The sequence below is a fragment of the Natronococcus roseus genome (assembly GCF_043677095.1).
Lineage (GTDB): Archaea > Halobacteriota > Halobacteria > Halobacteriales > Natrialbaceae > Natronococcus > Natronococcus roseus.
Genome location: NZ_JBHLJR010000003.1, coordinates 466441 through 489409 on the forward strand (window position 1 = coordinate 466441; position 22969 = coordinate 489409).

22 protein-coding genes are annotated in these 22969 nt (G+C 66.9%); 13 read left to right on the top strand and 9 right to left on the bottom strand.

Translation table 11 applies throughout. From position 1 onward, the window contains the following. From ACFEMD_RS10320 to ACFEMD_RS10330, 3 genes are all read left to right on the top strand, one after another. Positions 1-1158 carry a DUF7118 family protein gene (locus ACFEMD_RS10320; RefSeq protein WP_394740922.1) on the top strand — a complete coding sequence of 386 codons (1158 nt, stop codon included), beginning with the start codon at positions 1-3 and terminating at the stop codon, positions 1156-1158. 63 nt (positions 1159-1221) lie between these two features. Further along, positions 1222-1638: a universal stress protein gene (locus ACFEMD_RS10325; RefSeq protein ID WP_394740923.1), complete on the top strand. Its 417-nt coding sequence runs from the start codon at positions 1222-1224 to the stop codon at positions 1636-1638. Between the two features lie 45 nt (positions 1639-1683). Continuing rightward, positions 1684-2193, top strand: coding sequence for an HPP family protein (locus ACFEMD_RS10330; protein ID WP_394740924.1), 510 nt, complete (start codon positions 1684-1686; stop codon positions 2191-2193). Positions 2194-2195: 2 nt separating this feature from the next. On the opposite strand, the gene ACFEMD_RS10335 is transcribed toward ACFEMD_RS10330, so the two are convergent. Continuing rightward, entirely contained in the window at positions 2196-3272 is a 1077-nt protein-coding gene (locus ACFEMD_RS10335; RefSeq protein WP_394740925.1) for a hypothetical protein, read from the bottom strand. A gap of 56 nt (positions 3273-3328) precedes the next feature. Further along, entirely contained in the window at positions 3329-4693 is a 1365-nt protein-coding gene (gene glmM, locus ACFEMD_RS10340) for a phosphoglucosamine mutase (RefSeq protein WP_394740926.1), read from the bottom strand. A gap of 90 nt (positions 4694-4783) precedes the next feature. On the opposite strand from glmM, the gene ACFEMD_RS10345 reads away from it, so the two are divergent. The 3 genes from ACFEMD_RS10345 to ACFEMD_RS10355 all read left to right on the top strand — a co-directional run bounded on the left by ACFEMD_RS10345 (position 4784) and on the right by ACFEMD_RS10355 (position 8262). Continuing rightward, a complete protein-coding gene (locus ACFEMD_RS10345) occupies positions 4784-5614 on the top strand; it encodes an HVO_0234 family beta-propeller protein (RefSeq protein WP_394740927.1) in 831 nt (276 codons plus the stop codon). Next, positions 5611-6396, top strand: coding sequence for an FkbM family methyltransferase (locus ACFEMD_RS10350; protein ID WP_394740928.1), 786 nt, complete (start codon positions 5611-5613; stop codon positions 6394-6396). Before ACFEMD_RS10345 ends, ACFEMD_RS10350 begins: the two co-directional genes overlap by 4 nt. 339 nt (positions 6397-6735) lie before the next feature. Continuing rightward, on the top strand, positions 6736-8262 hold the full coding sequence (locus ACFEMD_RS10355; RefSeq protein ID WP_394740929.1) for a polysaccharide biosynthesis C-terminal domain-containing protein: 1527 nt from the start codon (positions 6736-6738) through the stop codon (positions 8260-8262). A gap of 28 nt (positions 8263-8290) precedes the next feature. Here ACFEMD_RS10355 and ACFEMD_RS10360 read toward each other — a convergent pair whose 3' ends face one another. Both ACFEMD_RS10360 and ACFEMD_RS10365 read right to left on the bottom strand, forming a co-directional pair. Further along, positions 8291-9379, bottom strand: a complete 1089-nt coding sequence (locus tag ACFEMD_RS10360) for a GNAT family N-acetyltransferase (protein ID WP_394740930.1) — start codon at positions 9377-9379, stop codon at positions 8291-8293. 9 nt (positions 9380-9388) lie between these two features. Further along, positions 9389-10336 (bottom strand): polysaccharide deacetylase family protein, encoded by a 948-nt coding sequence (locus tag ACFEMD_RS10365; RefSeq protein WP_394740931.1) that lies wholly within the window; start codon positions 10334-10336, stop codon positions 9389-9391. A gap of 535 nt (positions 10337-10871) precedes the next feature. Between ACFEMD_RS10365 and ACFEMD_RS10370 the strand changes: the two genes are divergently transcribed. The 6 genes from ACFEMD_RS10370 (at position 10872) to hjc (ending at position 16197) form a co-directional block, all read left to right on the top strand. Next, a complete protein-coding gene (locus tag ACFEMD_RS10370; RefSeq protein WP_394740932.1) occupies positions 10872-12164 on the top strand; it encodes an amidohydrolase in 1293 nt (430 codons plus the stop codon). A 157-nt stretch (positions 12165-12321) separates the two neighbouring features. Then, complete coding sequence (locus tag ACFEMD_RS10375; protein WP_394740933.1) at positions 12322-12672, top strand: hypothetical protein; 351 nt, start codon at positions 12322-12324, stop codon at positions 12670-12672. Between the two features lie 63 nt (positions 12673-12735). Then, positions 12736-14019, top strand: coding sequence for an adenosylhomocysteinase (locus ACFEMD_RS10380; RefSeq protein ID WP_394740934.1), 1284 nt, complete (start codon positions 12736-12738; stop codon positions 14017-14019). Positions 14020-14179: 160 nt separating this feature from the next. After that, complete coding sequence (locus ACFEMD_RS10385) at positions 14180-14713, top strand: DoxX family protein (RefSeq protein ID WP_394740935.1); 534 nt, start codon at positions 14180-14182, stop codon at positions 14711-14713. Positions 14714-14801: 88 nt separating this feature from the next. Beyond that, complete coding sequence (locus tag ACFEMD_RS10390) at positions 14802-15623, top strand: CPBP family intramembrane glutamic endopeptidase (protein ID WP_394740936.1); 822 nt, start codon at positions 14802-14804, stop codon at positions 15621-15623. Between the two features lie 55 nt (positions 15624-15678). Continuing rightward, the gene (hjc, locus tag ACFEMD_RS10395) at positions 15679-16197 is read left to right on the top strand and encodes a Holliday junction resolvase Hjc (RefSeq protein WP_394740937.1); all 519 of its coding nucleotides are present in this window, start codon (positions 15679-15681) and stop codon (positions 16195-16197) included. Positions 16198-16200: 3 nt separating this feature from the next. Here hjc and ACFEMD_RS10400 read toward each other — a convergent pair whose 3' ends face one another. The 4 genes from ACFEMD_RS10400 to ACFEMD_RS10415 all read right to left on the bottom strand — a co-directional run bounded on the left by ACFEMD_RS10400 (position 16201) and on the right by ACFEMD_RS10415 (position 20914). Further along, positions 16201-17874, bottom strand: coding sequence for a histidine kinase N-terminal 7TM domain-containing protein (locus tag ACFEMD_RS10400; protein WP_394740938.1), 1674 nt, complete (start codon positions 17872-17874; stop codon positions 16201-16203). Positions 17875-18092: 218 nt separating this feature from the next. After that, positions 18093-18314: a hypothetical protein gene (locus ACFEMD_RS10405; protein WP_394740939.1), complete on the bottom strand. Its 222-nt coding sequence runs from the start codon at positions 18312-18314 to the stop codon at positions 18093-18095. 8 nt (positions 18315-18322) lie between these two features. Further along, entirely contained in the window at positions 18323-20194 is a 1872-nt protein-coding gene (locus ACFEMD_RS10410; protein ID WP_394740940.1) for an acyl-CoA dehydrogenase family protein, read from the bottom strand. Positions 20195-20263: 69 nt separating this feature from the next. Further along, positions 20264-20914: an SWIM zinc finger family protein gene (locus tag ACFEMD_RS10415; RefSeq protein ID WP_394740941.1), complete on the bottom strand. Its 651-nt coding sequence runs from the start codon at positions 20912-20914 to the stop codon at positions 20264-20266. Between the two features lie 249 nt (positions 20915-21163). Here ACFEMD_RS10415 and ACFEMD_RS10420 point away from each other — a divergent pair, with 249 nt between their 5' ends. Further along, positions 21164-21421 carry a DUF7472 family protein gene (locus ACFEMD_RS10420; RefSeq protein ID WP_394740942.1) on the top strand — a complete coding sequence of 86 codons (258 nt, stop codon included), beginning with the start codon at positions 21164-21166 and terminating at the stop codon, positions 21419-21421. Between the two features lie 388 nt (positions 21422-21809). Here the strand turns inward: ACFEMD_RS10420 and priL are convergent, their stop codons facing one another. Beyond that, positions 21810-22886, bottom strand: coding sequence for a DNA primase regulatory subunit PriL (priL, locus tag ACFEMD_RS10425; protein ID WP_394740943.1), 1077 nt, complete (start codon positions 22884-22886; stop codon positions 21810-21812). Positions 22887-22969: the final 83 nt, after the last annotated feature.

The window sequence follows — 22969 nt, forward strand, 5'->3', positions numbered from 1 at the left end:
ATGAGCGAGCGCGTCTCCCGCTCGAGCGACGCCGAGACCGATCGAACGCCCCTCGAGCGACTCGAGGCTGCCCGGGAACGCTACGCACAGGCCCGGACGGCGATCGACGATCGCGGCGGCGAGGCGGTCGTCGAGGCCGCCGAGGCCTACCGGGACGCGACGGACCTGCTCGAGCGCTACGTCGACCGGGCGACGGGAACGGGCAGGGAGAACTTCAAGGCCTACGTCGAACTCGAGGGGAAGTTCGACTCGCTGGTCGAGGGACTTCCCGACGACCTGAAGGGCCGCGAGGCGTTCGAGAGCGCGCTCGACGCCATCGACAAGCGCCGACTGAGCGAGTCCGACTTCGAGCGGGCCCACGACGAACTCGAGCCCGCCGAGCGGTACGCCGAGTTGCTCGAGGAGCGAGACGCGGCCCGCGAGGCACTCGACGAGGCGCGCAAAGCCGCGAGCCGTCGTCTCCGGGAGATCGACGGCGAGATCGACGAGCGCGAGCGCCTGCTCGAGCTGGCCAACGCCGACCTGAGCGCCCCCGTCGAACGCCTGCGGGAGCCGATCGAGCGCTACGACGAGCTGATCCGGGAGCGGTTCCGGGAGTACCGCCTCGAGGCCTCGGCCCGCGAGGTGTTCGCGCTGCTCGAGCGCAGCCGGTGGTACCCCTTCGTCCCGTTCGAGCTGCCGCCCGACGATCTGGAGCGGTTCGTCCTCGAGCGACCTGCGGGCGAGTACACGATCCCCGAGCTGCTCGAGTACGCCGACTACTCCCGCTCGAAGCTCTCTCACTACGTCGAAGACCCAGACGAACTCAAGCGGGCGGTCGCGACCCAGCAGACCTACCTCGAGGGGATCGGCGGCGAACCGCTGACCGTCGGCTGGCCGCCCGGTCCCGCGGGTCTCCTCGAGCGGCGAACCCGGGAGCTCCGGCCGTTCGTCGCCCGCGTCGCCGACGAGGAGGCCGTCGCCGCGCTCCGGGAGGTTCGGGCGTTCGCCCGCGACGGGGAGTACGATCGGCTCCAGACGGCGGCCCAGGCCGTCGAGCAGCTGACCCCCGACGAGCGGGAGCGACTGCGGGAGGGTCGGGTCACGGAGGAACTCGAATCCCTCCGAACCGAGCGGGAGCGACTCGAGGCCGCACTCGAGGTCGACGACCGGGTGTAGGACCCGCTCGACCGTTTTCGCCTCGGGCCACGACTGAAGGGGCCGGCGGTCGTACCCCGCTTTATGACCAGACAGCTGCTCGTCCCGATCGACGACTCGGCGCCCGCGCGGGCGGCCCTCGAGTACGCCCTCGAACGGTTCCCCGACGACGAGCTCGTCGTCGTCCACGCGGTCGACGACCTCGAGGCGGGGTACGCCGGCGAGCCGTCGGCCGACGCCGGCGAGGCGACCGACCTCGACGTCTTCCAGGACGCCACGCGACTCGCCGAGGAGCACGGACGGCGAGTCGAGACGCGAGTTCTCGAGGGCCAGGCCGCCGCCGCGATCCTCGAGCACGTCGTCGAGGCCGGCGTCGACGAGATCGTCATGGGAAGCGAGGGGAGATCGGGCGTCTCGCGGATGCTGCTCGGTAGCGTCGCCGAGAAGGTCGCCCGTCGGTCGCCAGTACCGGTCACGATCGTCCCGAAGGCTCGTGAGTAACCCGGAAACACCGACGTTTTCACCTCGAGCCGTCGAACGAGGAGTATGGACGATCGGACGGGGACAACGCTTCACACCGGCCTGCTCATCCTCACGACGGCCGGCGTCGCCTGGCTCTCGGGGCTGCCGATGGTGTTTCCGAGCCTCGGTCCGTCCGCGTTCGTACTGGCGCTGTTTCAGGACAGCGACGCGACCTCGCCGCGACGGGTGATCGGGGGCCACGCGATCGGCGTCGTCGCCGGACTGATCGCTTACCACACCTTCGCCGGCGGCGTCAGCATGACCTCGGCGACGGCACCGGGCTCGCTCGCAGGGCTCCAGCTCGCGGCCAGCGCCGTCGTTGCGACGACCCTGACCGCCGGTGGGATGCTCGCGACCGACACCCGCCACCCTCCTGCCTGTGCGACGACGCTGATCGTCTCACTGGGACTGCTCTCGACGCTGTGGGAGGGGACGCTGATGGTGCTCGCGGTCGTCTTGCTCGTCGTCGCCCACCGAATCCTGCTGGCGACCGAGCGGGTGGGTGCCCGGTACGGCGAGGAACTGCGCCACTGAGTTCAGTCGCCGACGTCGCTCGTTTCGAGGTCCTCACGGGGGAGCTGTTGCTGGAGCACGAACGGGCCGAAATCTGCGGCCGTCCGCCGCGCGATCGTCGCGATCCGGAGCACGTACGCCAGCAACACGGCGAACGGACTGAACAGCGCCGTGATCGTCGCGGCGACGACGACGACGTAGACGTAGGAGTGCAACTCGAGGGCGAGCAGGTTGCCGTACGAGAGGACGATGAAGGCGCCGGCCAGCAGCGTCGGGAAGCCGACGTACAGCAGGATTTTCGAGAGATCCGCCAGCTCCTGTTGCATGTACACCGTCTTGAAGTACTGGCGGGCGACGTGGATGTCGCCCAGCAGCTCCTCGAGGCGCTCAAGCTGGTCGTCGGCGGCTGCCGAGAGGTCGACTCGGTGGTACTCGCGGATCTTTCTGACCTCCTGGAGCTGCCAGGGATCGTTGTAGTGGAGGATAACCGAAATCACCTCGAAGGTGCCGAACGTGGTTTCCCCGAGCGACTCGATCGAGTCGTCGTCCCGCGGTACCGTCGTCGAGACGAACTCCTCGACGTCCTCGCGCAGTTCCGCCTCCGCGTCCGAACAGACGTTTCGGAGGCCGAGGGTCGTTCGGCGCTTGGCCTCGATCAGCGTCCGTAACAGCGCGGACGGCTCGGCGGGGCTCGGTCGAACGCCGGTGTGGGATTCGATCGACTTTCGGAAGTCGGCGGTCTCCTCGAGGCGTTCGAAGAAGGCGCCGGTCGTCCCGAACTCCTCGGAGAGGATCAGCTGGTTGATCGCCAGCACGACGGTAATAAAGGGGAGCATCCCGCCGATCAGCGTCGAGGAGATCGCGACGACGTCGTCGGCCGCAGCCGGGGTGATCAGTGAACTCCGGATCAACGCTAGGGAGGCGACGAACGTGGCGACGAGCATCAGTCCCGAGACGGCCCGGCGGTCGCCGTGGAGGTAGAGCCAGTGGAGCCAGGCGTCGGTCCGCGACTCCGCCCCGACGAGCGGGTCGGGCTGGGATTGGGGCGTGTCGTCTTCGTCGGCGACCTCGTGGCGGTGTTGTGTCGACTCTTTCCCCATCTGTTCGAGCGATGGGTTCTCGAGGCCGAAAGAACTGCTGCCGGCGGCGCTCCGGTTCAGGCGTCGTTTTTCGCCGTCGAGAGGGCCTCGTACATCTCGTCGGCGAGTCCGTTCGCCCGGTCGCCGTCGCGGGCCTCGGCGTAGATGCGGACGAGGGGCTCGGTGCCGGACGGTCGGGCCAGCACCCACGCGTCGCCGTGATCGAGTCGGTAGCCGTCGCGCGTGTTGAGTTCGGCGTCGGCCTCCTGGGCGTGGTTTGCCGCGGCGTCGAGCATCGCGTCGCGTTCGGCCGTCGACTCGTACTCGATGTTGCGGCGGACGTTGGCGTAGCCGCTGTAGGGAGCGACGATCTCGCTGACCCGCCGCTCGGCGACGAGCTCGAGGAACCGCGCGGCGGTGTAGGCGCCGTCCCGGGTCAGCCGGTAGTTCGGGAAGAAGATTCCGCCGTTGCCCTCGCCGGCGACGGGGACGTGTTTGTCCTTGGCCTCGAGCTCTCGGATACGAGTGATGATGTTCGTCGAGCCGATCGGGGTCAGCTCGAGTTCGGCACCGATCTCGTTCGCGACGTCGACCAGGCGCTGGGAGACGTTGACCGCCGAGACGGTCGTATCCTCGGGCCCGAGTTCGGCCGCCGCGAGCGCGGCCAGCGTGGCGTCGCCCTCGACGTACTCGCCGTCCTCGTCGAAGAAGATCGCGCGGTCGCCGTCGCCGTCGTGGGCGATTCCGATGTCGGCGTCGGTCGACCGGACGAGCCGGCCCAGATCGCCGAGGTTCGACAGCACTGGCTCCGGATCGCGACCGGGGAAGTGGCCGTCGGGCTGGCCGTTGACGGTGACGACCCGACAGCCTAGCCGACGGAAGAACTCCGGGCTGGTCAGCGAGCCCGCGCCGTGGCCGGGGTCGAGGGCGATCGTCAGGTTGGCGTCGGCGATCCGCTCGCGGTCGACCGCCTCGAGCAGCTCGTCGACGTACTCGCGTCTGGCGCCCTCGACCTCGCGGACGCGCCCGGTCTCGTCCCAGGAGGCGACGGTAAACGCCTCCGCGAGCAGCGTCTCCTCGATCGACTCGAGGTCGGAGACGGCGAGCTCGACGCCGTCGCGGTCGACGAGCTTGACGCCGTTGTACTGCGGTGGGTTGTGCGAGGCCGTGATAACCATGACCGGAACGCCTTCCCGTTCGGCGTACGCCTGCGCGCCCGGCGTCGGCATGATCCCGAGCCGATCGACGTCGGTCCCCGTACTTGCCAGCCCGCTCGCGGCGGCGTCGGCGAGCATCTGGCCGGTGTATCGCGTGTCGCGCGCGATCGCGATGCGGCCGACCCCCCAGGCCGTCCCCGCTGCCTTCGCGACGCGCAGGACGAACGCGGGCGTCAGCTCCTCGTTGGCGACGCCCCGCGTCCCGCTCGATCCGAATACTTGCATCACGTAGTAGTCGGGTTGGCCCCCCCAAATGGGTTCCGAAGCCGACGGACAGACGGAACGCTTTCGGTTCGCCGTCCCGATCCCCGAAACATGGATTCGATCGAGGAGAAACGCGTCTACGGCGATCGAAAGGGCGACACTCAGGTCTATGTCGCGAGTTCATTCGGCGTCGTCCGCGTGCGGGTCGCCGGCGATACGGTCGGCGAGTTCGGGCTCTGTGAGCGCTGTGACGCCGTCGATGTCGCTGCGACCGCAGACGGGATCGCCGTCGCGACCGACGACGACGTCGAACTGCTCGAGCCCGCGGCCGACGCGAGCGACGCCGAGCTCGTCGGAACCGGGTTCGGTTCCGCGGTTGCGGTCGGCGCCGACGAGTCCGGGCTGCTCGCTGCGGGTCCGGACGGACGGGTCGCCTCCCGAGAGGACGACGAGTGGCAGACGCTTTCCGGCGACTTCGAACCGACGGTTCGGGCGATCGACGGCGACCTCCTCGCGACCGATCGGGGTGTCTACCGTGTCCACGACGGCGAACTCGATCATGCCGGGCTCACCGACGTCCGCGACGTCTCCGCAGCGGGCGTTCCGCTCGCGGCTACCGCTGACGGCCTCTACAAGCTCGGCAACGGCTGGATGGAGGTTCTCGAGGGCTCGTTCGAGGTCGTCGCCGCGGATCCTCGATCGGAGCCGGGGAGCCTCCGTCGTGCACACGCGGTTTCGAATGGAGCCGCCTACGACTACGCCGCGGACGTCGGGGAGTGGCGCGAGCTCGATGTACCCGGGGAGATCGTCGACGTCGGCTACGCCGACGCGGTCTACGCCGTCACCGCCGACGGTCGGTTCCTCGCGGCGACCGACGGCGAGTGGCGCTCCCAGGTCCTCGGGATCGACGGCGTCGCGGGGCTGGCCGTCGTACCCGCGTGAGCGCCGCTCTCGAGCGTCTCGAGCGCTCCGATCTCGGGACGCGGGCGTTTCGGACCCTCCGCGGGCTGGGCTACGGCGCCTACTATCGGCTGGCGGCGCTGAACTACGATCGGGAGCTGTTCTCGCGCCGGAACCGGACGCCCGCGGGGACGTTCCGGTGTTACGAACCGCTCAACCGCCACGGCGACGACCGGATGCTCGCGGAGCTCGAGGCCTGCTGTGGCCCGTCGGCCGTCGTCTACGACGTCGGCGCGAACGTCGGAATCTACGCGCTCGCGCTGGCGACCGACGAACCGGATCGACGGGTCGTCGCCTTCGAACCCGCACCGCGAACCGCCGACCGACTGCGCGCGAACGTTCGGCTGAACGGGCTCGAGGATCGGATCGACGTCCGGGCCTGTGGGATCGGCGACGAGCGCGGCGACCGTCCGTTCTACGTCTCGACGTACCCCGAGCTCTCGGCGTTCGACCGGGCCGGCGCCACCCGCTGGGGGGCCTCGGTCGCCGACGTCCGACCGGTCCCGGTTCGTCGGCTGGACGATCTCGTCTCGGGGTTGCCGGCGCCCGACGCGATCAAGATCGACGTCGAGGGGGCCGCACCCGCGGTCGTTCGCGGCGCTCGAGCGCTCCTCGAGCGACACGAACCGACGGTGTTCGTCGAGATCCATCAGGAGGGTCTCGAGGACGACGCCCCGGCCGAAACGAGAGCGGCGCTCGAGGCCGCCGGCTACCGGATTCGGGACCGAGAGGGGTACTGGCGCTGTGACCTCCGCGGGGGTTGACCACGCGGTATCGATAGGCACGCAAACGGAGTTTACGGGCCTCTCGTGCCGGACTCTCCGCCGATCGCGTCGCTTATTTACCGTATAATAATCCCCCGCGCGTCGGTACGACCGAGCGATGGGTCTGCTCCGTCGATCGTCGTTCTCCCCGTTCCGTCGGCCGCGCGCACGACAGCGCTCGTCGATACGAGACCGGAAACACGACTTCGCCGTCGCCCTCGGCGGCGATTCGACCGCCGCGCCCCCGAGGGGCGCTTCCGCCGGACGAAACGGGCCGAACTCGATCGGGACCGGAACACGATGCACTCTTCGGGCAGCGTTCGAAACACCTCCTAACGAATGAAGCGGAGCATTACCAGCGGCTTTCTCTCGATCCTCGGCGTGAAGTTTCTCCTCATCAGTCTCGACTTCCTCTCCTCGCCGCTGTTGACCCGGTTCCTCGGTGAAGGGTACGGTGACTACGCGGTCCTGATGTCCATCTTCGCGATCTACATGATCTTCGTCAGCACGGGCGTCGGCGACGGCGTAAGGAAGTACGTCGCGGAACAACGCGACACGCCACACTGGGACGAACACGTCGTCGGGTTCTACCTCCGACTGGCGCTGTTGCTCGCCGCCGTCGGCTGTTTCTTCCTCGCGCTGGCGGCCCGATCCGGCTTCATCCAGAATCACCTCGGCGCGTCCTACCAGACGTACTTCTATCTCCTCTCGCTGCTCGTCTTCACCTCCCAGTTCCGCGAGTACACGCGCCGAACGCTCATGGGATTCGGCCTCGAGCGCTACTCCGAACCGCTGCTCTTTCTCGACAAGATCCTCTTTATCACCGTCGGCGTCGGGCTCGCGTATCTCGGCTACGGCGTCCCCGGGGTGCTGATCGGCCACATGACAGGCGCGGTAGTGACGTCGGTGATCGGCCTGGCGGCGATCCACCGACAGGTGCCGCTGACGACGGCGCTGTTCAAGATTCCCTCGCGGGAGTTTCCGCGCCGCGAACTCTTTGCGTACAACGGGCTCAGCATCGTACTGATTCTCTTCCTGACGTCGCTGTACGAGGTCGACGTCGTGATGCTCGGCTTCTTTACCACGGCCCAGGAAACCGCCTACTACCGGATCGCGCTCACCCTCGCGGAGTTCCTCTGGATCGTGCCGCTGGCGCTCCAGAACGTCCTCCTGCACTCGACGTCGAACATCTGGGCGAACAACGACCGCGAGCGGATCAACTCGCTGGCCGCCCGGATCACGCGGTACACGCTGTTGTTCACCCTGCTGCTCGCGATCGGACTCGCGGCGCTCGCACCGGTTGCCCTGCCGATCATCTACCCCGACGACTACATCGCCAGCTACGTGCCGATCCTCCTGTTGCTCCCCGGCTGCGTCGGGTTCGCCCTGGCACGACCGGTCCTCGCGATCGGCCAGGGAAAAGGCGACCTCCGGACGCTGATCGTCGCGACCGGCGCGGCGGCGGTACTCAACGTCACGCTCAACGGACTGCTGATCCCCCCCTACGGGATGTACGGCGCCGCCGCCGCGACCAGTATCAGCTACGGACTCATGTTCGTGTTCCACCTCTGGAGCGCCAGATCGATCGGTTTCTATCCGGCCGCGGACGCTCGAATCCCGCGGGCGATACTCGTAGGCGTCTCCGCGGCAGTTCCGATCTTCCTCCTGACGGAGTTTCTCCGCGGCTCGGCCATCCCGCTGGTCGTCATCGACTTCCCCGTGTCGTTGATCGTCGTCCCGCCGGTCGGCGCGATCGTCTTCTTCGCGCTCTCGATCCTTTTCGGTGCGGTCGACATCGACGAAATCGTCGACTTCCTCGAGTCGGCGCCGGATCCGATCGGGCAGTTCGGCTCGAGCCTCCGGTAACGTCACCGCCGCGGAACGGTACGAGCACTCAGCCGCTGTCGACCTCGCAGAACGCGAGCCGCCAGTTCGAGGCGTCCGTGAGCCGACGGCCCGAGAGGGTCCACGCCGTCGGCTCCGTTCCCGACGGTCTGACGACGTGGGTCGACGACGAGGTAGCCCACGCCAGGGGCGGTCGCTGATCGCTGTGGAACCCGCGGGCCCGGAGCGCTCCCTCGGGAATCACCGCCCCGGGGGCGACGAGGACGTCAGCGTCCGCGTTCTCCCGAACAACGTCCTCGAGCAGTCCCGAGAGGATCGCCGTTCGGTACGTGTCGGTTCCCGCCGCGAGCGGGAGCACGTCGACGATCCGAACGGTGGTGGGTCCGTCGGCTCGCTCCCGCCGACCGTAGACCAGCGCTCCGACGGCGTCTCCGTCCCGGGTCGCGAGGACGGTCCGGTAGCTCCACAACGGGTTCTCGAAGCGCCACTCGTAGAACGACTCGTCGCGGACAACGTGAAACTCCGACACCGTCTCGGCGTCGGCCAGCGCCGCGAGCGTCGCCGTCGGTACGCCGTCGTACCGCGACCGGTCGACCGCGTCGCTCGAGTCGGCGCGGCGGTCCCTGAGCGCGCCGTAACTGCTCGCGGCGGTCCGGGCGAGCGCCTCGACGGGCTCGAGAGCCGGCAGCCAGGCGGTCGGGTTCTGAATCCGGTAGTAGGTCTCCCGCTCGCCGACGACCCGCCAGCCGAGCTTGCGGTTGCCCGGGAGCGAGCGGTGGTTCGGGAAGTTGAAGAAGAGATCGACGTCGTCCTCGTAGCGCTCGATCGCCCGCTCGGTCATCCGCGTGAAGAGCCCGCGTCGCTGGTGGTCGGGGTGGACCATCGAGTCACAGGGCTCGAACGCGTCGTACCGGTCGTCTCCCGTGGCGACTTGGAGCGGGAAGAACGACCGCGCGCCGACGAGTTCGCCGTCGTGCTCGGCGACGATGATCGGAACGTGGTCGACGTAGGGGTTCGCCTCGTACTTCCAGGCGAACCAGTCCGTTCCCATTCGTCCGCCGAGCACGTCCTCGAACAGCTCGAGGAACGCGTCTCTGTCGGCCGGCTCGTACTGTCGGATATCGTACGGATCGGACATCGTCTGGGGTTACAACGACTTCGCGCGTGCGGGCCGAGAGCGTTCCGCCCGCTGCACGTCGTCGGCGATACCGCTCATCGTGTCGACGCGGAGATCGCTGGACTCGCGTCGGCGATCGATATGCCGAACGATCGACCGAAGCCGTCGGTGGTGAGCGGGGGTGCGAAGGTTGTGGGGATGCAGCCAGAGGTGTAACACGCCGTCGGTCTCGGCGACTTCGTCGATCCCGGCTTTGACCTGTCTGAGGACCGGATCCTTCCCGAGCGCGGCGAACGGTTTCTCGTACTCCTGACCGAAGTTGAACAGGTAGATCGACGCCGGAACGTTGACGAGTCCGTACTTGTCGACGTGCGGTTCGACGATCGGCGGCGTCGGCTTCCCGACGACCGCACTCGAGACCTTTGTGAGCTGTCGACCGATCGTTCCCCGCTCCTCGAGCAGTCGGTTCACGCCACGGTAACACTCGAACCCGTGCTCGGCGAGCAGATCCCGGCGACGAACCCTGTTGACCGGGAAGACGAACGACGAGAGGTCGTACCCCTGTCGAGCCGCGGCTCGGGTACAGTTCTCGATTTCGCGGGCCGCGAACTCGTCGGTCATCCGCTCGTGCTCGAGGTGGACGTGGGTAAAGCCGTGGCCGCCGATCTCGTGGTCGACGGCGGCGTTCGCGATCTCATCGACGAGTTCGTTCGCACACCAGACGTCGTTGGCTTCGAGGTTGCCGACCGCGTGCTGACAGCAGCGCTCGCCGGCCGGATGGTCCCGGTGACAGCGCGGACAGGAGTCCAGAAACAGGTGGCCGGTAACCGCCCAGGTCGCCGGAACCTCGTAGGCGTCGAACAGGTCTCGGAGGTGGAGCCAGTTCTCGCGTGTGTTCCGGAGCAGTGACTCCGGAACCTCCCTGTCGTGAAACCCCCAGCCGAGTTCCGCGTCGAGAGAGATAACTACCTTCCCCATCGTATCACCCGACCGTATCCGCGACGGTGGTTGCTCGCGAGCATCCCTCGCTCGCCCGCCGTTGCGCAGAGAGACGGCCGATCTGCAGTCCCTTCGCCGCGTACTGTTGACGATTCATCTCTGTCGGAGCGTGGGTTTTACCGGGTATAGTGTTTAATCTGTTAAGGATAGGTCCGAATATTACTACGGTTTCCCGCCGTTCGAACCCCGCTGTAGTGGCCGAAAGCCGAGTAAAGAGTTCGCTCGAGTTACAGGAGTCGGGCCCCGAATCGGGGCCGGCAGCTGCCGGGCGCTCGATCGATCCACCTCGCGGAGGCCCTCGATTTCGCTCCGCGAACGATTCGACGTCGCTCCCGGATGCGATTTCCGGGGCGATCGTTGCCCGTTCGGTCGTGACGGAAGCGTTCGCTACCACCGTCATAAGCGGTGGCGAGTAGGTTGTCGCTGCGAAACGGTTGGCGGTCCAAGGTTTGTGTCCCTCGAGTCCGCTCGTTGAATCGACACGCTAAGGCGGACCGACGAGAAACCCGAACCGATGGCGACGCTTTCGATCACCGGCGGCCAGGTGCTGTTGCCCGACGGGACCGTGACGCGCGCGGACGTACTGATCGACCAGGAGGGCGGCGAGATCCTTGAGGTCGGCCCCAACCTCGCGGGCGAGGAGACGCTCGACGCCTCGGGGGGACTCGTGACACCCGGGTTCGTCAACGGTCACAGCCACGTTGCGATGACGCTGTTGCGGGGGTATGCCGACGACAAACCGCTCGAGAGCTGGCTCCAGGAGGACATCTGGCCGGCCGAAGGGGAGCTCACGGCCGAGGACGTTCGGGTCGGTGCGGAGCTGGGACTGCTCGAGATGATCAAGGGCGGGACGACCGCCTTCGCCGACATGTACTTCGAGATGCCCGAGATCGTCGACGCCGTCGACCGGGCGGGGCTTCGCGCGCGCCTCGGCCACGGCGTCGTTACCGTCGTCAAGGACGACGCGGGCGCCCGCGAGGACCTGGAGACGAGCCTCGAGTTTGCCCGCGAGTACGACAGCGCCGCGGACGGCCGGATCTCGACGGCCTTTATGCCCCACTCGCTGACGACCGTTGGACGAGAATACCTCGAGGAGTTCGTCCCGAAGGCCCGCGAAGCGGGCGTCCCGATCCACTACCACGCAAACGAGACGGTCGACGAGGTAACGCCGATCGTCGAGGACCGGGGCGTTCGCCCCCTCGCGTACGCGGCCGAGCTGGGGATGCTCGAGCCCGAGGACTTCGTCGCCCACGGCGTCCACGTCGACGAGAGCGAGATCGGGCTGCTCGCGGAAGCGGGAACCGGCGTGGTCCACTGTCCGGCCTCGAACATGAAACTGGCGAGCGGGATGGCCCCGGTCCAGCGCATGCTCGAGGCGGGCGTCGCCGTCGGACTCGGGACCGACGGCGCGGCCTCGAACAACGACCTCTCGATGCTCGACGAGGCCCGCGACGCCGCGATGATCGGCAAGCTCGCCGCCGAGGACGCCAGCGCGGTGCCCGCCGAGCGGATCGCCGAGCTGCTCACGCACAGCACCGCGGACGCGATCGGCCTCGAGTCGGGTCGCCTCGAGGAAGGCGCGCCCGCCGACCTCGCCGTGATCGACCTCGAGGAACCCCACCTGACGCCGGCTCACGACCTGGTGAGCCAGCTCGCCTACGCCGCGGCCGCGTCCGACGTCCGCCACACGATCTGTGACGGGCAGGTGCTCATGCGGGATCGGGAGGTGCTGACCCTCGAGGAGGACGCGGTGCTCGAGCGAGCGAGCGAGGCGGCCGAGTCGCTGGTGGCTCGCGCCGAGGAGTAGCGCGACGGGTTGGATCGATCGTTTCTACCCTGACTTCTGTGGCCGCCGTTCGGGTTGACGGCCAGTGGCTCACCTGGACGCAACCAAACAGTTATGCTGGAATATAATCAAATAAAATTTATGTATATCGCGTACGTGCTCGAACAACCCAACGTCTGTGCCCTCGAGTCTGCTACTCCGAGAACTGGCTCTCGGACTGCTTCTGCTGACTGGCACGCATTTCTTCGTCGTCGATGTTCGGGTGTTCGCGTCGGTCGGTGCGGCGATTCCGCTCGTCGCTGGCGTCGCGACCGGGCCACTGCTGCTGGTAATCCTGCGCCGAACGGACCGCACGACCGTCGGCTTCGCAGGAATCGTCGCGTTGGCGGCGGTCGTTGCGGCCGCGAGTTGGACCCTTGCGGCTGCCGTCGCCGGCACTGAGACGGAGGCCGCACGACTCCCCGCGTTCGGCATCGGCCTTCTGGTAGGCAGTATCGCGCTTCGGCTCGCCGACGAGCGGTATCGGTAGCAGGAGCGGTCGCTTCCCCGGCACTTCGGTAGCGTTTTCCCCGCCCTGGCCCTCCACCGACACATGACCGAGTATCCGCCGATCAGCGATCAGCTGGACGACCTCGAGTCCGCACGGGAGGAGGGTCGTCGCAAGATGGACTGGGCCGCCCAGCATATGCCCATCCTCGAGCACGTCCGTGAGGAGTTCGTTGCCGAGCAGCCCTTCGAGGGCGAGCGCATCGCGATGGCGATGCACGTCGAGGCCAAGACCGCGATGCTCGTCGAGACGCTCGCCGAGGGCGGGGCCGACGTTGCGGTGACGGGCTGTAATCCGCTCTCGACCCACGACGACGTCTCGGCGGCGCTCGACGCCCACGAGTCGATTACGAGCTACGCGAAACGCGGCGTCGACGACGAGGAGTACTACGACGCCATCGAGGCCGTCATCGCCCACGAGCCGACCGTCACCGTCGACGACGGGATGGACCTCGTCGCCGCGATCCACGAGGACTACCCCGAGCTGATCGACGGTATCGTCGGCGGTGCGGAGGAGACCACCACGGGCGTCCACCGCCTGCGCGCGATGGACGAAGACGGCGCGCTCGACTACCCCGTCTTCGCCGTCAACGACACGCCGATGAAGCGGCTGTTCGACAACGTCCACGGCACCGGCGAGTCCTCGCTGGCCTCGATCGCCATGACCACGAACCTCTCGTGGGCCGGCAAGAACGTCGTCGTCGCCGGCTTCGGCTACTGCGGGAAGGGAGTCGCTCGGAAGGCGTCGGGCCAGAACGCGAACGTAATCGTCACCGAGGTCGAACCCCGCCGCGCGCTCGAGGCCCACATGGAGGGCTACGAAGTCATGCCGATGGCCGACGCGGCCGAGAAGGGCGACGTCTTCCTCACGACGACCGGAAACCGGGACGTCGTCGTCGAGGAGCACTTCGAGGCCATGCAGGACGGCGTCCTGCTCGCGAACGCGGGCCACTTCGACATCGAGATCGACCTCGAGGCGCTCGACGACCTCGCCGTCGACCGCTACGAGGCCCGAGACGGCGTCGAGGCCTACGAACTCGAGGATGGCCGCCGGCTGAACGTCGTCGCCGAGGGCCGACTGGTCAACCTCGCCGCGCCGATCTCGCTCGGCCACCCCGTCGAAGTGATGGACCAGTCGTTCGGCATTCAGGCGGTCTGTGTCCGGGAGATGCTCGAGAACAGCGACGCCTACGACGCGGGCGTCCACGACGTTCCCGACGACCTCGATCGAGAGATCGCCGAGATCAAACTCGAGGCCGAAGGCGTCGAGTTCGACGCGCTGACCGACACCCAGCGCGAATACATGGATAGCTGGGACCACGGGACGTAAGTTTCTCACCCTCTACTCTCGAGCTCTCTCGAGACGGTTTTTCTGCCACACGAAGAAAGAAATCTTTCAATAGTTGTAGTTAGTTTCCCTCACGATGGGAACCAGCTGCGGTATATAGGTGGTTGTCCGTCCTACGTATAGCTGTACGAGGAGAACGATCATGCAAACACCCACCATCAACCGACTCGAGAGCCGCCTCGGAGGCGTAACGATAGACGGACGACCCCACCAGCTGGGCGTCTGGGCGATCTTCGGACTGCGCCTGCTCATGGGCTGGGTCATGCTCGCGGCGGGCTGGAGCAAACTCGTCGGTGACTTCAGCGCCTACGGCTATCTGGCGAACGTCGACCCGGCGAGCCCGGCCAGCGCGATCTTCGGCGCGATGGCTGCCAACGGCACGCTGATGGCGGCCGTCGACGTGATCGTCCCGGTCACCCAGGTGCTGATCGGCGTCGCGTTGCTCGCTGGCGCGTTCGTCCGTCTGGCCGCGCTGGGCGCCTCGATCCAGATGGTGATGTTCTACTTCGGTAGCTGGGACGTCGCCGGCGGACTGGTCAACGACCAGCTCGTCTACGCCGCGGTGTTCCTCGCGCTGGGGGCCCTCGCCGCGGGACGGATCCTCGGCGTCGACCGCTACCTCGAGAGTCACCCGATCGTCGAGCGGTACCCGAAACTCCGGTACCTCCTCGGCTGATCGATGACCGACTCTCGTTCCCGCTCTTTTCATATCGTCTTCAGCTGAAAGAGGAACGCCCAAAAGTGGGCTTCCCCTAGGTCGGCGTATGGCAACAGTAGACCGGGCGGACGGTCAGGTGAGATCGCTCCTCGTCGCCGTCTTCCTCTCGGTCGCCGCGATCGTCGCGTCGCAGTTTACGACGCTCCCGGCGTTCCTGCTCGATCCGGCGCTGCTCGAGTCGCCGGCGGAGGCATCGAACACGGCGACGTTCGTCCTGCTGACGCTGAACTTCCTGGGCTTCTTCCTCGTCGGCGGATTCTACCTCTGGTGGACCGAACGCGGCTGGGACTGGCTCGACCTGCGGATGCCGACGCGGCGCGGCTGGGGATACGTACTGGCCGGTATCGTGGGTAGCATCGCGTTCGTGATGCTCGTCAACGTCGTCGCGACGGTGCTTCAGCTTCCCTCCTCGGAGAATCAGGTCGTCGAACTGGTCGGCGACGATCCGAACATGGTGTTGCTCATGATCGTCGTCGTCTTCCTCTTTAACGCGCCAGCGGAGGAGTTCCTCTTCCGCAACGTGATCCAGAAGCGCCTCTACGCCGCCTTCTCGCGAATGGGCGCCGTCGTCGGCACGAGCGTCATCTTCGCGCTGGTCCACATCCCCGCCTACGCGCTAGCGGCCGACGGGGGGCTCGCCCCACTCGGCGCGATCGGCGTCTCGCTGACGGTCGTGTTCTTCGGGTCGATCATCTTCGGCTACCTGTATGCGAAAACGGACAACCTCATCGTGCCGACGGCGGCCCACGCTGCGTTCAACGCCTTCCAGTTCGCGATCCTCTACCTCGTCTTGCGCTTTGCACCCGAGGAGGCCGAGGAGATGACGGCGATGGCCGTCGACGTCGCGCTGGCACTGGTCCCGCTCTGATCTCGGTAACTGCGGTTCGTCTCGCTTATTATCCCGCAGTGGAGACCTATCAGGTATGTCCCACGCGAAGGGCGGCCGCCGCGAACGAGAGCTCGTCAACGCGCTCGACGAGGCCGGGTTCGCGGTGATGCGCGCGCCCGCCAGCGGTGCGGCGACGGACCGCGAACTCCCCGACGTGCTCGCCGGCGACGGCGACACCTTCTACGCGATCGAGGCGAAATCGAGCGCGGGCGACCCGATCTACCTCACCGGCGAGGAGGTCGAGGCGCTGACCTACTTCGCCCAGAACTTCGGCGCGAAACCCCGCATCGGCGTCCGCTTCGACCGCGAGGACTGGTACTTTTTCCACCCCGCGGATCTCCACGTCACCGACGGCGGGAACTACCGCGTCAAGAAGAAGACCGCGCTCGCCGACGGCACCGACTTTCCCGAGTTCGTCGGCGACTCGGCGAAGGTCACCCTCGAGGAGGTCGACCAGCCCGACGCCGGCCCCGACGAGGACGTCGTCCGCGTGCTCAACGCCGTCAAGCAGGGTGTGATGGAGGTCGAGGAGGCCGCGGAGCTGCTCGAGTAGTCGCTACCGACTCGAGGCGTCGGCGGCCGGGAGCCGAACCGTGACGACGCTGCCGCGGGGTTCGTTCTCCGCGAAGGAGAGTTCGCCCGACGACAGCGAGACCGTCCACTTCACCAGCCAGAGCCCGAAGCCGCTGCCGTGCTCGAGGGGGGTTTCCGCGTTGGCCTCGAGCGCGGTGAGCTCCTGCTCCGGAATCCCGGGCCCGTCGTCGGCGACCTCGATCCGGACGGTGTCGTCCTCGGCAACGACGTGAACGGCAACCGATGGCTGCGCTGCGTCGTTGTGGAGCACCGCGTTCTCGATCAGATTCGCGATCGCGGTCCGAAAACTTTCCTCGTCGATGACGGTGACAGGGCCGACCCCACCGTCGAGATCGACGGTGAACTGCGCCTGCGGATACTCGCCTCGAGCGTCCTCGACTACCCGTTCGACGACCGCTGTGGCTGACGCGGTCGTCCGGCCGTCCTGGGAGTCGATCGCCCGCTCGAACTGCCGGGCCTTCTCGCTCAGTTCGACGACACGGGTCGCGCTCGCTCGAGCCCGGTCGACGTACTCGCGGTCCGCCGGCTGGACCCGTTCCTCGAGGAGGTCGAGATAGCCGACGGTCACGTTCAGGTCGTTGCGGATGTTGTGACGAAACACGCGCTGGAGCACGCTGCGTCGCTCGCGCTCGATGAGCTGCGTGACGTCGTCCAGGTAGATGACCCGCCCGGTGTTCCGTCCGAGACCGTCGGTCAGTTCGATCGTTCGGGGCCGAAACACCCGTCGGCCGGCATCCGTCTCGACGACGTGCTCGCCGCCGTCGATGTCGAACTCGGACGGGAGCGCCACCTCGATGTCGGTTCCGACCGTCTCGTCGCTGAGCAACTCCCGCGCGGTGGCGTTGGCGTCCAGCAGCCGGCCGTCGGCGTCGACGACGACGACGCCGTCGTCCAGCGCGTCGAGCAGTCGTGACCGGGCTACGGGGACGACGTCGATGAGGCGGGTGGTGAAGATACCGACGCCGAAGAGAACGGCCGTGATAGCGAATCCGATCGGCGTCGGATCGACCGCCGGATGGGGCCAGCCGCGGAAGACGTACGCGATTCCGACGACCCAGGGGATGACGACGCCGAGGGCGATAACGAACGACTGTTTCTGGTAGATTGCGGGCTGTCCGATCGCCGTCAGCAAGAGGAGCACCGTCCCCAGCGCGAGGAGCCCCCATCCGAACGCGGCGAACAGCCAGAACCCCGGTCCTCGCCCACGTTCCAGAACTGCCGTCTCCTCGACGGTGACGACGGCGAACTCCGCGTAAAACAACCCGTGGCTCTGGGTGGTGAGCACGACCAGGACGGTTAACACGGGTCCGACGAACAGGAGCGTGACGAGTCGACGGGTCACCCAGCGGTCCCGTCCGGAGTACCGCAGTACGAACAGCAGGAACCAGATCGGTGCCGTCGTGACGCCGAGGTACTTCACGGCGGTGAGGACGACGTACGCCGCCGGATCGAGCGTGAACAGTCGGGCCATCGACCCGATGACCCAGACGGCGACGGCCAGGACCATACAGACGAACAACCGGCCGAGCGGCTTCTCCGAGTGGTTGCGCCCGACGTAGACTGCCAGAGCGATCATCAACCCCGCAGCGACGAAGTGGCTCACCCAGATGACGTCCGAACCGGTCACCCCGTGCACAGTTACCTCCTTCGTCGCCGAGCGAAGCGGCGTACTTCCTCCGTCGACGCTTTCCTGGCCCCGCCGACGGCATCCGAACGCTGTTCTCCCATCGTTCTATTTCGAACTCACACTCCAATGAATTTATTGTACGATAGTATAGTATAGCACTCGAACAGGTTAGAACAGCGTGTCTTCGGGACGCCGTCTCGAGCAGCGTCTTCCGAAGGATCGATCGATCAGTTCCCGTCAGTTCGGTCGTATCGGGGATTGACCTTCTCGAATCGGGTCCAGCACAGCCCCATCAGCGCCGCGAAGATGAGGACGAACGCGAGCCCGGTCAGCCCGACCGGAAGCCCGAGGAGAGACAGACCGAACGTGCCGATCGCCGACAGGATCGCGACACTCACGACGATAACCTGGACGGCGCTGAACGCACTTGTTCCGTCTGCACCGATCATGGCAGCCGCTACCCTCGGTCGTCGTAAATACGTTCTGACGGGTTTTCGATACCGTCGACGTCCGAGAGCCGATCGGGTTCGACCGACGCGTACCGGACGATCGGATCGAACGCCTCGAGCGCGAACCGCTCCCCATCCGTGATCCCGCGGGCCTCAGGGTACTCGAGTTCGTTCGCGACGAACCGCTTCGCGACGAGCGCCGTTCGGGCGTCCCCGTCCTCGATCTCCGACTGGGCACGCTCGAGCAACAGCGCGGCGGTGAAGACGTCGAACACGTAGTGGGCCAGGCGCTTGGCCGATAGCTGGGCGTACTCGCCGTCCTCGCCGGCGAGCGTCGCGAGCGCGGTCAGCAGCTCGTGGTACTCCGCCTCGACGGTCTCGAGGCAATCGGCGAGCGCCGGATGAGAAACGCGCTCGAGTCGGTCCTCGATCGCCTCTTGCAGCGGTTCGTGGGCATCCTCGTGCTCGAGGGCCCGCAGCACGTCCAGCGAGAGGACGTTCTCGGTGCCCTCCCAGATTGGAAGCACCTGCGCGTCCCGGAGCATGCGGTTCGTGACGAACTCGTTCACGTAGCCGTTGCCGCCGTGGACCTCCATCCCGTAGGAGGCTGTATCGACGGCCATTCGAGCGGTGCGCAGTTTCGCGATCGGGATCAGCAGTCGCATCAACCGGTAGGCGTCGTCCGCTTCGTCGTCGTCCTGGCCGGTCCGTTCCGCCCGCTCTCGCTCCGAGAGCAACCGCGCAGCCTCGAGGACGTACGCCGTCGCGGCCTCGTGGTCGACCGCCATGTCGACCAGATCCGCTCGCATCAGCGGGTGCTGGTCGATCGGCTTCCCGAACGCCTCCCGGCTTGCGGCGTAGATCTTGCTCTCGAGCAGCACCCGGCCCATAATCCCGCAAGACGCGGCGGCGTTCGACAGCCGCTCGAGGTTGAGCATCTCGGCCATCTGCCGGAACCCGGCTTTCTCCTCGCCGACGAGAATCGCCGTCGCGCCGGTGAACTCGACTTCGCCAGTCGGCACCGAGATCGTCCCCAGTTTGTCCTTCAGGCGGCGGTAGAGCTGGTCGTTGACTTCGTCGGGTGCAAGCGGGCCGTCCTCGAGCAGGTCGCCCTTCGTCACCGGATCGTCGAAGCGGTCGGGGTCGGCGTGGGGAACGAGAAACATCGAAAGCCCCGCGGTCCCCTCGGGCGCGTCGGCGGTCCGGGCGAGCACGAGCGTCCCCTCGGCGTCGACGTTCGAGCAGAACCACTTCTCGCCGGACAGGCGCCAGCACTCGCTCTCCTCGTCGTACTCGGCGCGAGTCTCGTTCGCGCCGACGTCGCTGCCGCCCTGTTTCTCGGTGAGGAACATCGCTCCCTCGATCAGGTCGTCGTAGTCGCGACTCGTCAGCGCCTCGTAGTAGGGGTCGAGCGACTCGTCGCCGAACTTCTCGAGGACGAGTGCCGCGCCGGCGGTCATCGCCACCGGGCAGTCGAAGCCGGGGTCCGCGTAGCAAAGCAGGTACTGCATCGCGAGGTTGTGCGACAGCGCCATTGGCTCGTCGCGGCCGGGTGGGGCCTCGAAAACGTCGGCGACGATCCCGGCCTCGTAGGCGAGGCGTTCGTTCTCGAACTGTTCGGCCGGATACCGCACCCGGTTTTGAACCTCGCCGTGTCTGTCGTAGGGCTCGAGTTCGGGTCCGTGGTGGTCAATGTAATCGGCGTTGTCGGCGATCACGTGGCCGACGGTCTCGCCGAACGCCTCGAGGCGGGGCTCGGCCCACGCGAACGCCTCGTCGGCGTACGTTCGGCGGAGTTCGCGCTGCAGGGTCCGATCGAGTTCCCAGTAGTTGACGTTCCGGCCCTCGTCGTAGCGGCCGTAGTCGATCCCGTCGTCCATACCCTGACACTTGATCCCAACCGCTAAAAAACGAAAGCTATCCAACTAACTTCCCGTTGTCGAGCGTTGCTACGCCGTCGCGGGTCGGCCCCGTCCCGCCGGCCGCCTCTCGAGTCGCGTGCGAGGGAACACGTACACCCGCAGCGACTCGGGGACGACGCCGTTGGGCGCGACCGTCGCGTGGGGGTAGACGGCGCCGACGACGGGAACGTCGGGCGCGTAGTTCTCGTTCGTCGCGTAGTCGGCGACGGACTCGCCCGTGGCCTGGATCCGGACCGCGTCGGCCCGCAGGTCCGAGACGTCGACGACCGTGAGTCGGTCGCCGGTTTCGCGGTCGACGACCGGATCGCCCGGTCGGAGCGCGTGGCGGTCGCAGTAGATCGGACCGGCCGCGTTCTCGTCGACGAACACCGTCTCGCCGCAGTCGTGGCAGCCGACGGCTCGCTCGCCGGGCGGGGGCGTTCGACCCTCGTTGATCTCGATGGCGACGCGACGGACGTGCTTGCACCGGACCCCGCGGAAGACGTGATCGGGGCAGGTACAGCGCCCGCCCTCGAGATCGACGAGGTAGGTGTGGTCGCTCGCGGACTCGACCTCGTAGAGCCCCTCGCCCAGCGCTAGCACCGACATCGGTTCGGTGCGGGCGCGGCGCGAGCGCTCCTCGAGGGCGTCGTCGGACGGTACTGGAAGCGGTGTCTTCGGTGACGCTGTTGTTTTCATGGGTGCGTCGGTAGTGATTCGCCGGCTGACGGCCGGCTCCGTGGTCGACTGACTGTTCGACGATTGTAGGCGAGCGACGGAAATAACCGGACCGCTTGCAATCTCCTGCTCGAGATTTATATATAACGTCCCGATTTCGTCGGATCCGACGCCTCTGGGGCCCGTTCAGAGACGGGAGATCTGGTCCGGCTGGCGCCGCTCGAGCGCGCTTCGAAGCGTTTTTGCACGGGCCGGGGGAATCGTCGGGTAATGCTCGAGCGCGAGCGGATCATCGAAATCGTCGTGGCCGTGACGTCCGTCTTCCTGATGCTCGGCGCCATGGTCGCCATCGGCGGCGAGTACGGCGGTGCGGACAGCGCCCTCTCTCCCGAGGGCGGCGAGATGCTCGTCGGCGTTATCATCGGCTTCATCTTCCTGCTAACCGCAGTCGGGATCGGACTGGCGTACCTGCTGAACGACCCGGCCGACGACCTCGACGACGACGCGGACGCACAGAACGCAGCGTAGGCGGCGACGGTTCCTGCCTCGAACCACCCTACCCCTGTAGCCGCCGGCGAGCCGAGGACTTGGCTTCGTGATTACTCCTTCTCGAGTTCGTCGACCCGCCGCTCGAGGGCCGCGATCCGTCGCTCGTAGCCGCGCTTTCTGTCGAGATACTCGTAGACACCGATGATAAGCAACAGCGGAATTCCAAGGAAAACACCGTCAGTAACAGGACCACGAGCAACTCCGGACCACCGGGGACCTGGAGTATCATCGTCCCATCACTACCGGCCGATCTCACATAAAACTGCGTTCGGACCGACGTGTTCGACCACAGATTCGGCGCTTTCCTTCCGTCTCGGCACCCGAACCAGGGGTGGGTGTCGGGTGCCGAAACGGACGGTTCGGTCGGTCAGTCTCCGGCGGCCGACTCCTCCGATCCCTCGCGCCAGTCCTCGAGTTCGTCCTCGTCGGTCTGGTCGATGCGTTTCTCGTAGTAGGCCATCGGGTGCGGAATACGCTCACAGAGGTCGTCCTTGTTCACGCAGTCGCCGTAGGACTGCATCGTCGCACAGGAGGGCGGGGAGTACTCCGTCGGCGACGTCTCGCCGCCGATGTGGTCGGTCTGGTAGCGGGTCATCTCCTCGCCGAACGAGGAGTTCACCCGGTAGAGTTCGACGATCTCGTCGGTCGACATCCCGATGCTCGTCAGGAAGGCGGTGATCGCAAAGCGGGAGTGGTGGGGCAGGTGTTCGCCCTTCTGGATGTCGTCCAGCAGCGCCTTCATACACGGCGGGAACAGGTCGGGGACGACGGTGTCGATCTCGCGGGTGAGATCGAGTTCCGCCAGCACCTCCCGGATCTCGGCGGCCTCGGGCTCGAGGGTCGTCGCGATCGCGTCGGGCACCTGGAAGGGGAGCCCCTCCTCGATCCGCTCGCGGATCGCCTCGCGGAGCAGCGTGTGCAGTTCGTCCTCCTCGATCGGTACCTCGCCGTCCGAGAGCGCCCGGTTGACGAGCCGCCATCGGTCGTCTCGAAGCCCCGCCGAAAGCGGGAGGTAGCGGCCGACGCCGATCCGGTACCCGTCGCCCGTCGAGCGAACGGCGTTTGCGAGGTCGAACTCCTCGAGCAGGTCGTCGAGATCGAGCCCGGTCGAACTGACGCTCTTGAGTTCGACGGTCTCCTCGAAGTCGGCGGTGAACCGCTCGAAGGCCGCCGTCGACTCGGCGCGGGCGTACTTGCGGATCAGGATCCCCTCGTCGACCAGCGAGACGAGCACGCGGGCGACGGGATAGGAGAGCAGTTCGGTGCGGGGATCGCGGTGCGGGTCGCCGATCTCGCCGTCCTCGAGCGCGGTGCTCACGCGCTGGGTTGCCCGCTCGACGACCGCCCCGTTCTGTTCGACGATCGTCGCCAGGTCGACGGCCTCGGTCGCCACGGCCTCGCGGGCGGCCTCGAGAAACGGGTACCGGGCGTGCAGTCGCTCCATCGGTAACGTAGTGTTACTCGGGGAGGTTAAGCGCCCTGATTGTCCGGCCGCCTCGGCGCTCGGAGCCAAAACGATGTTACTGT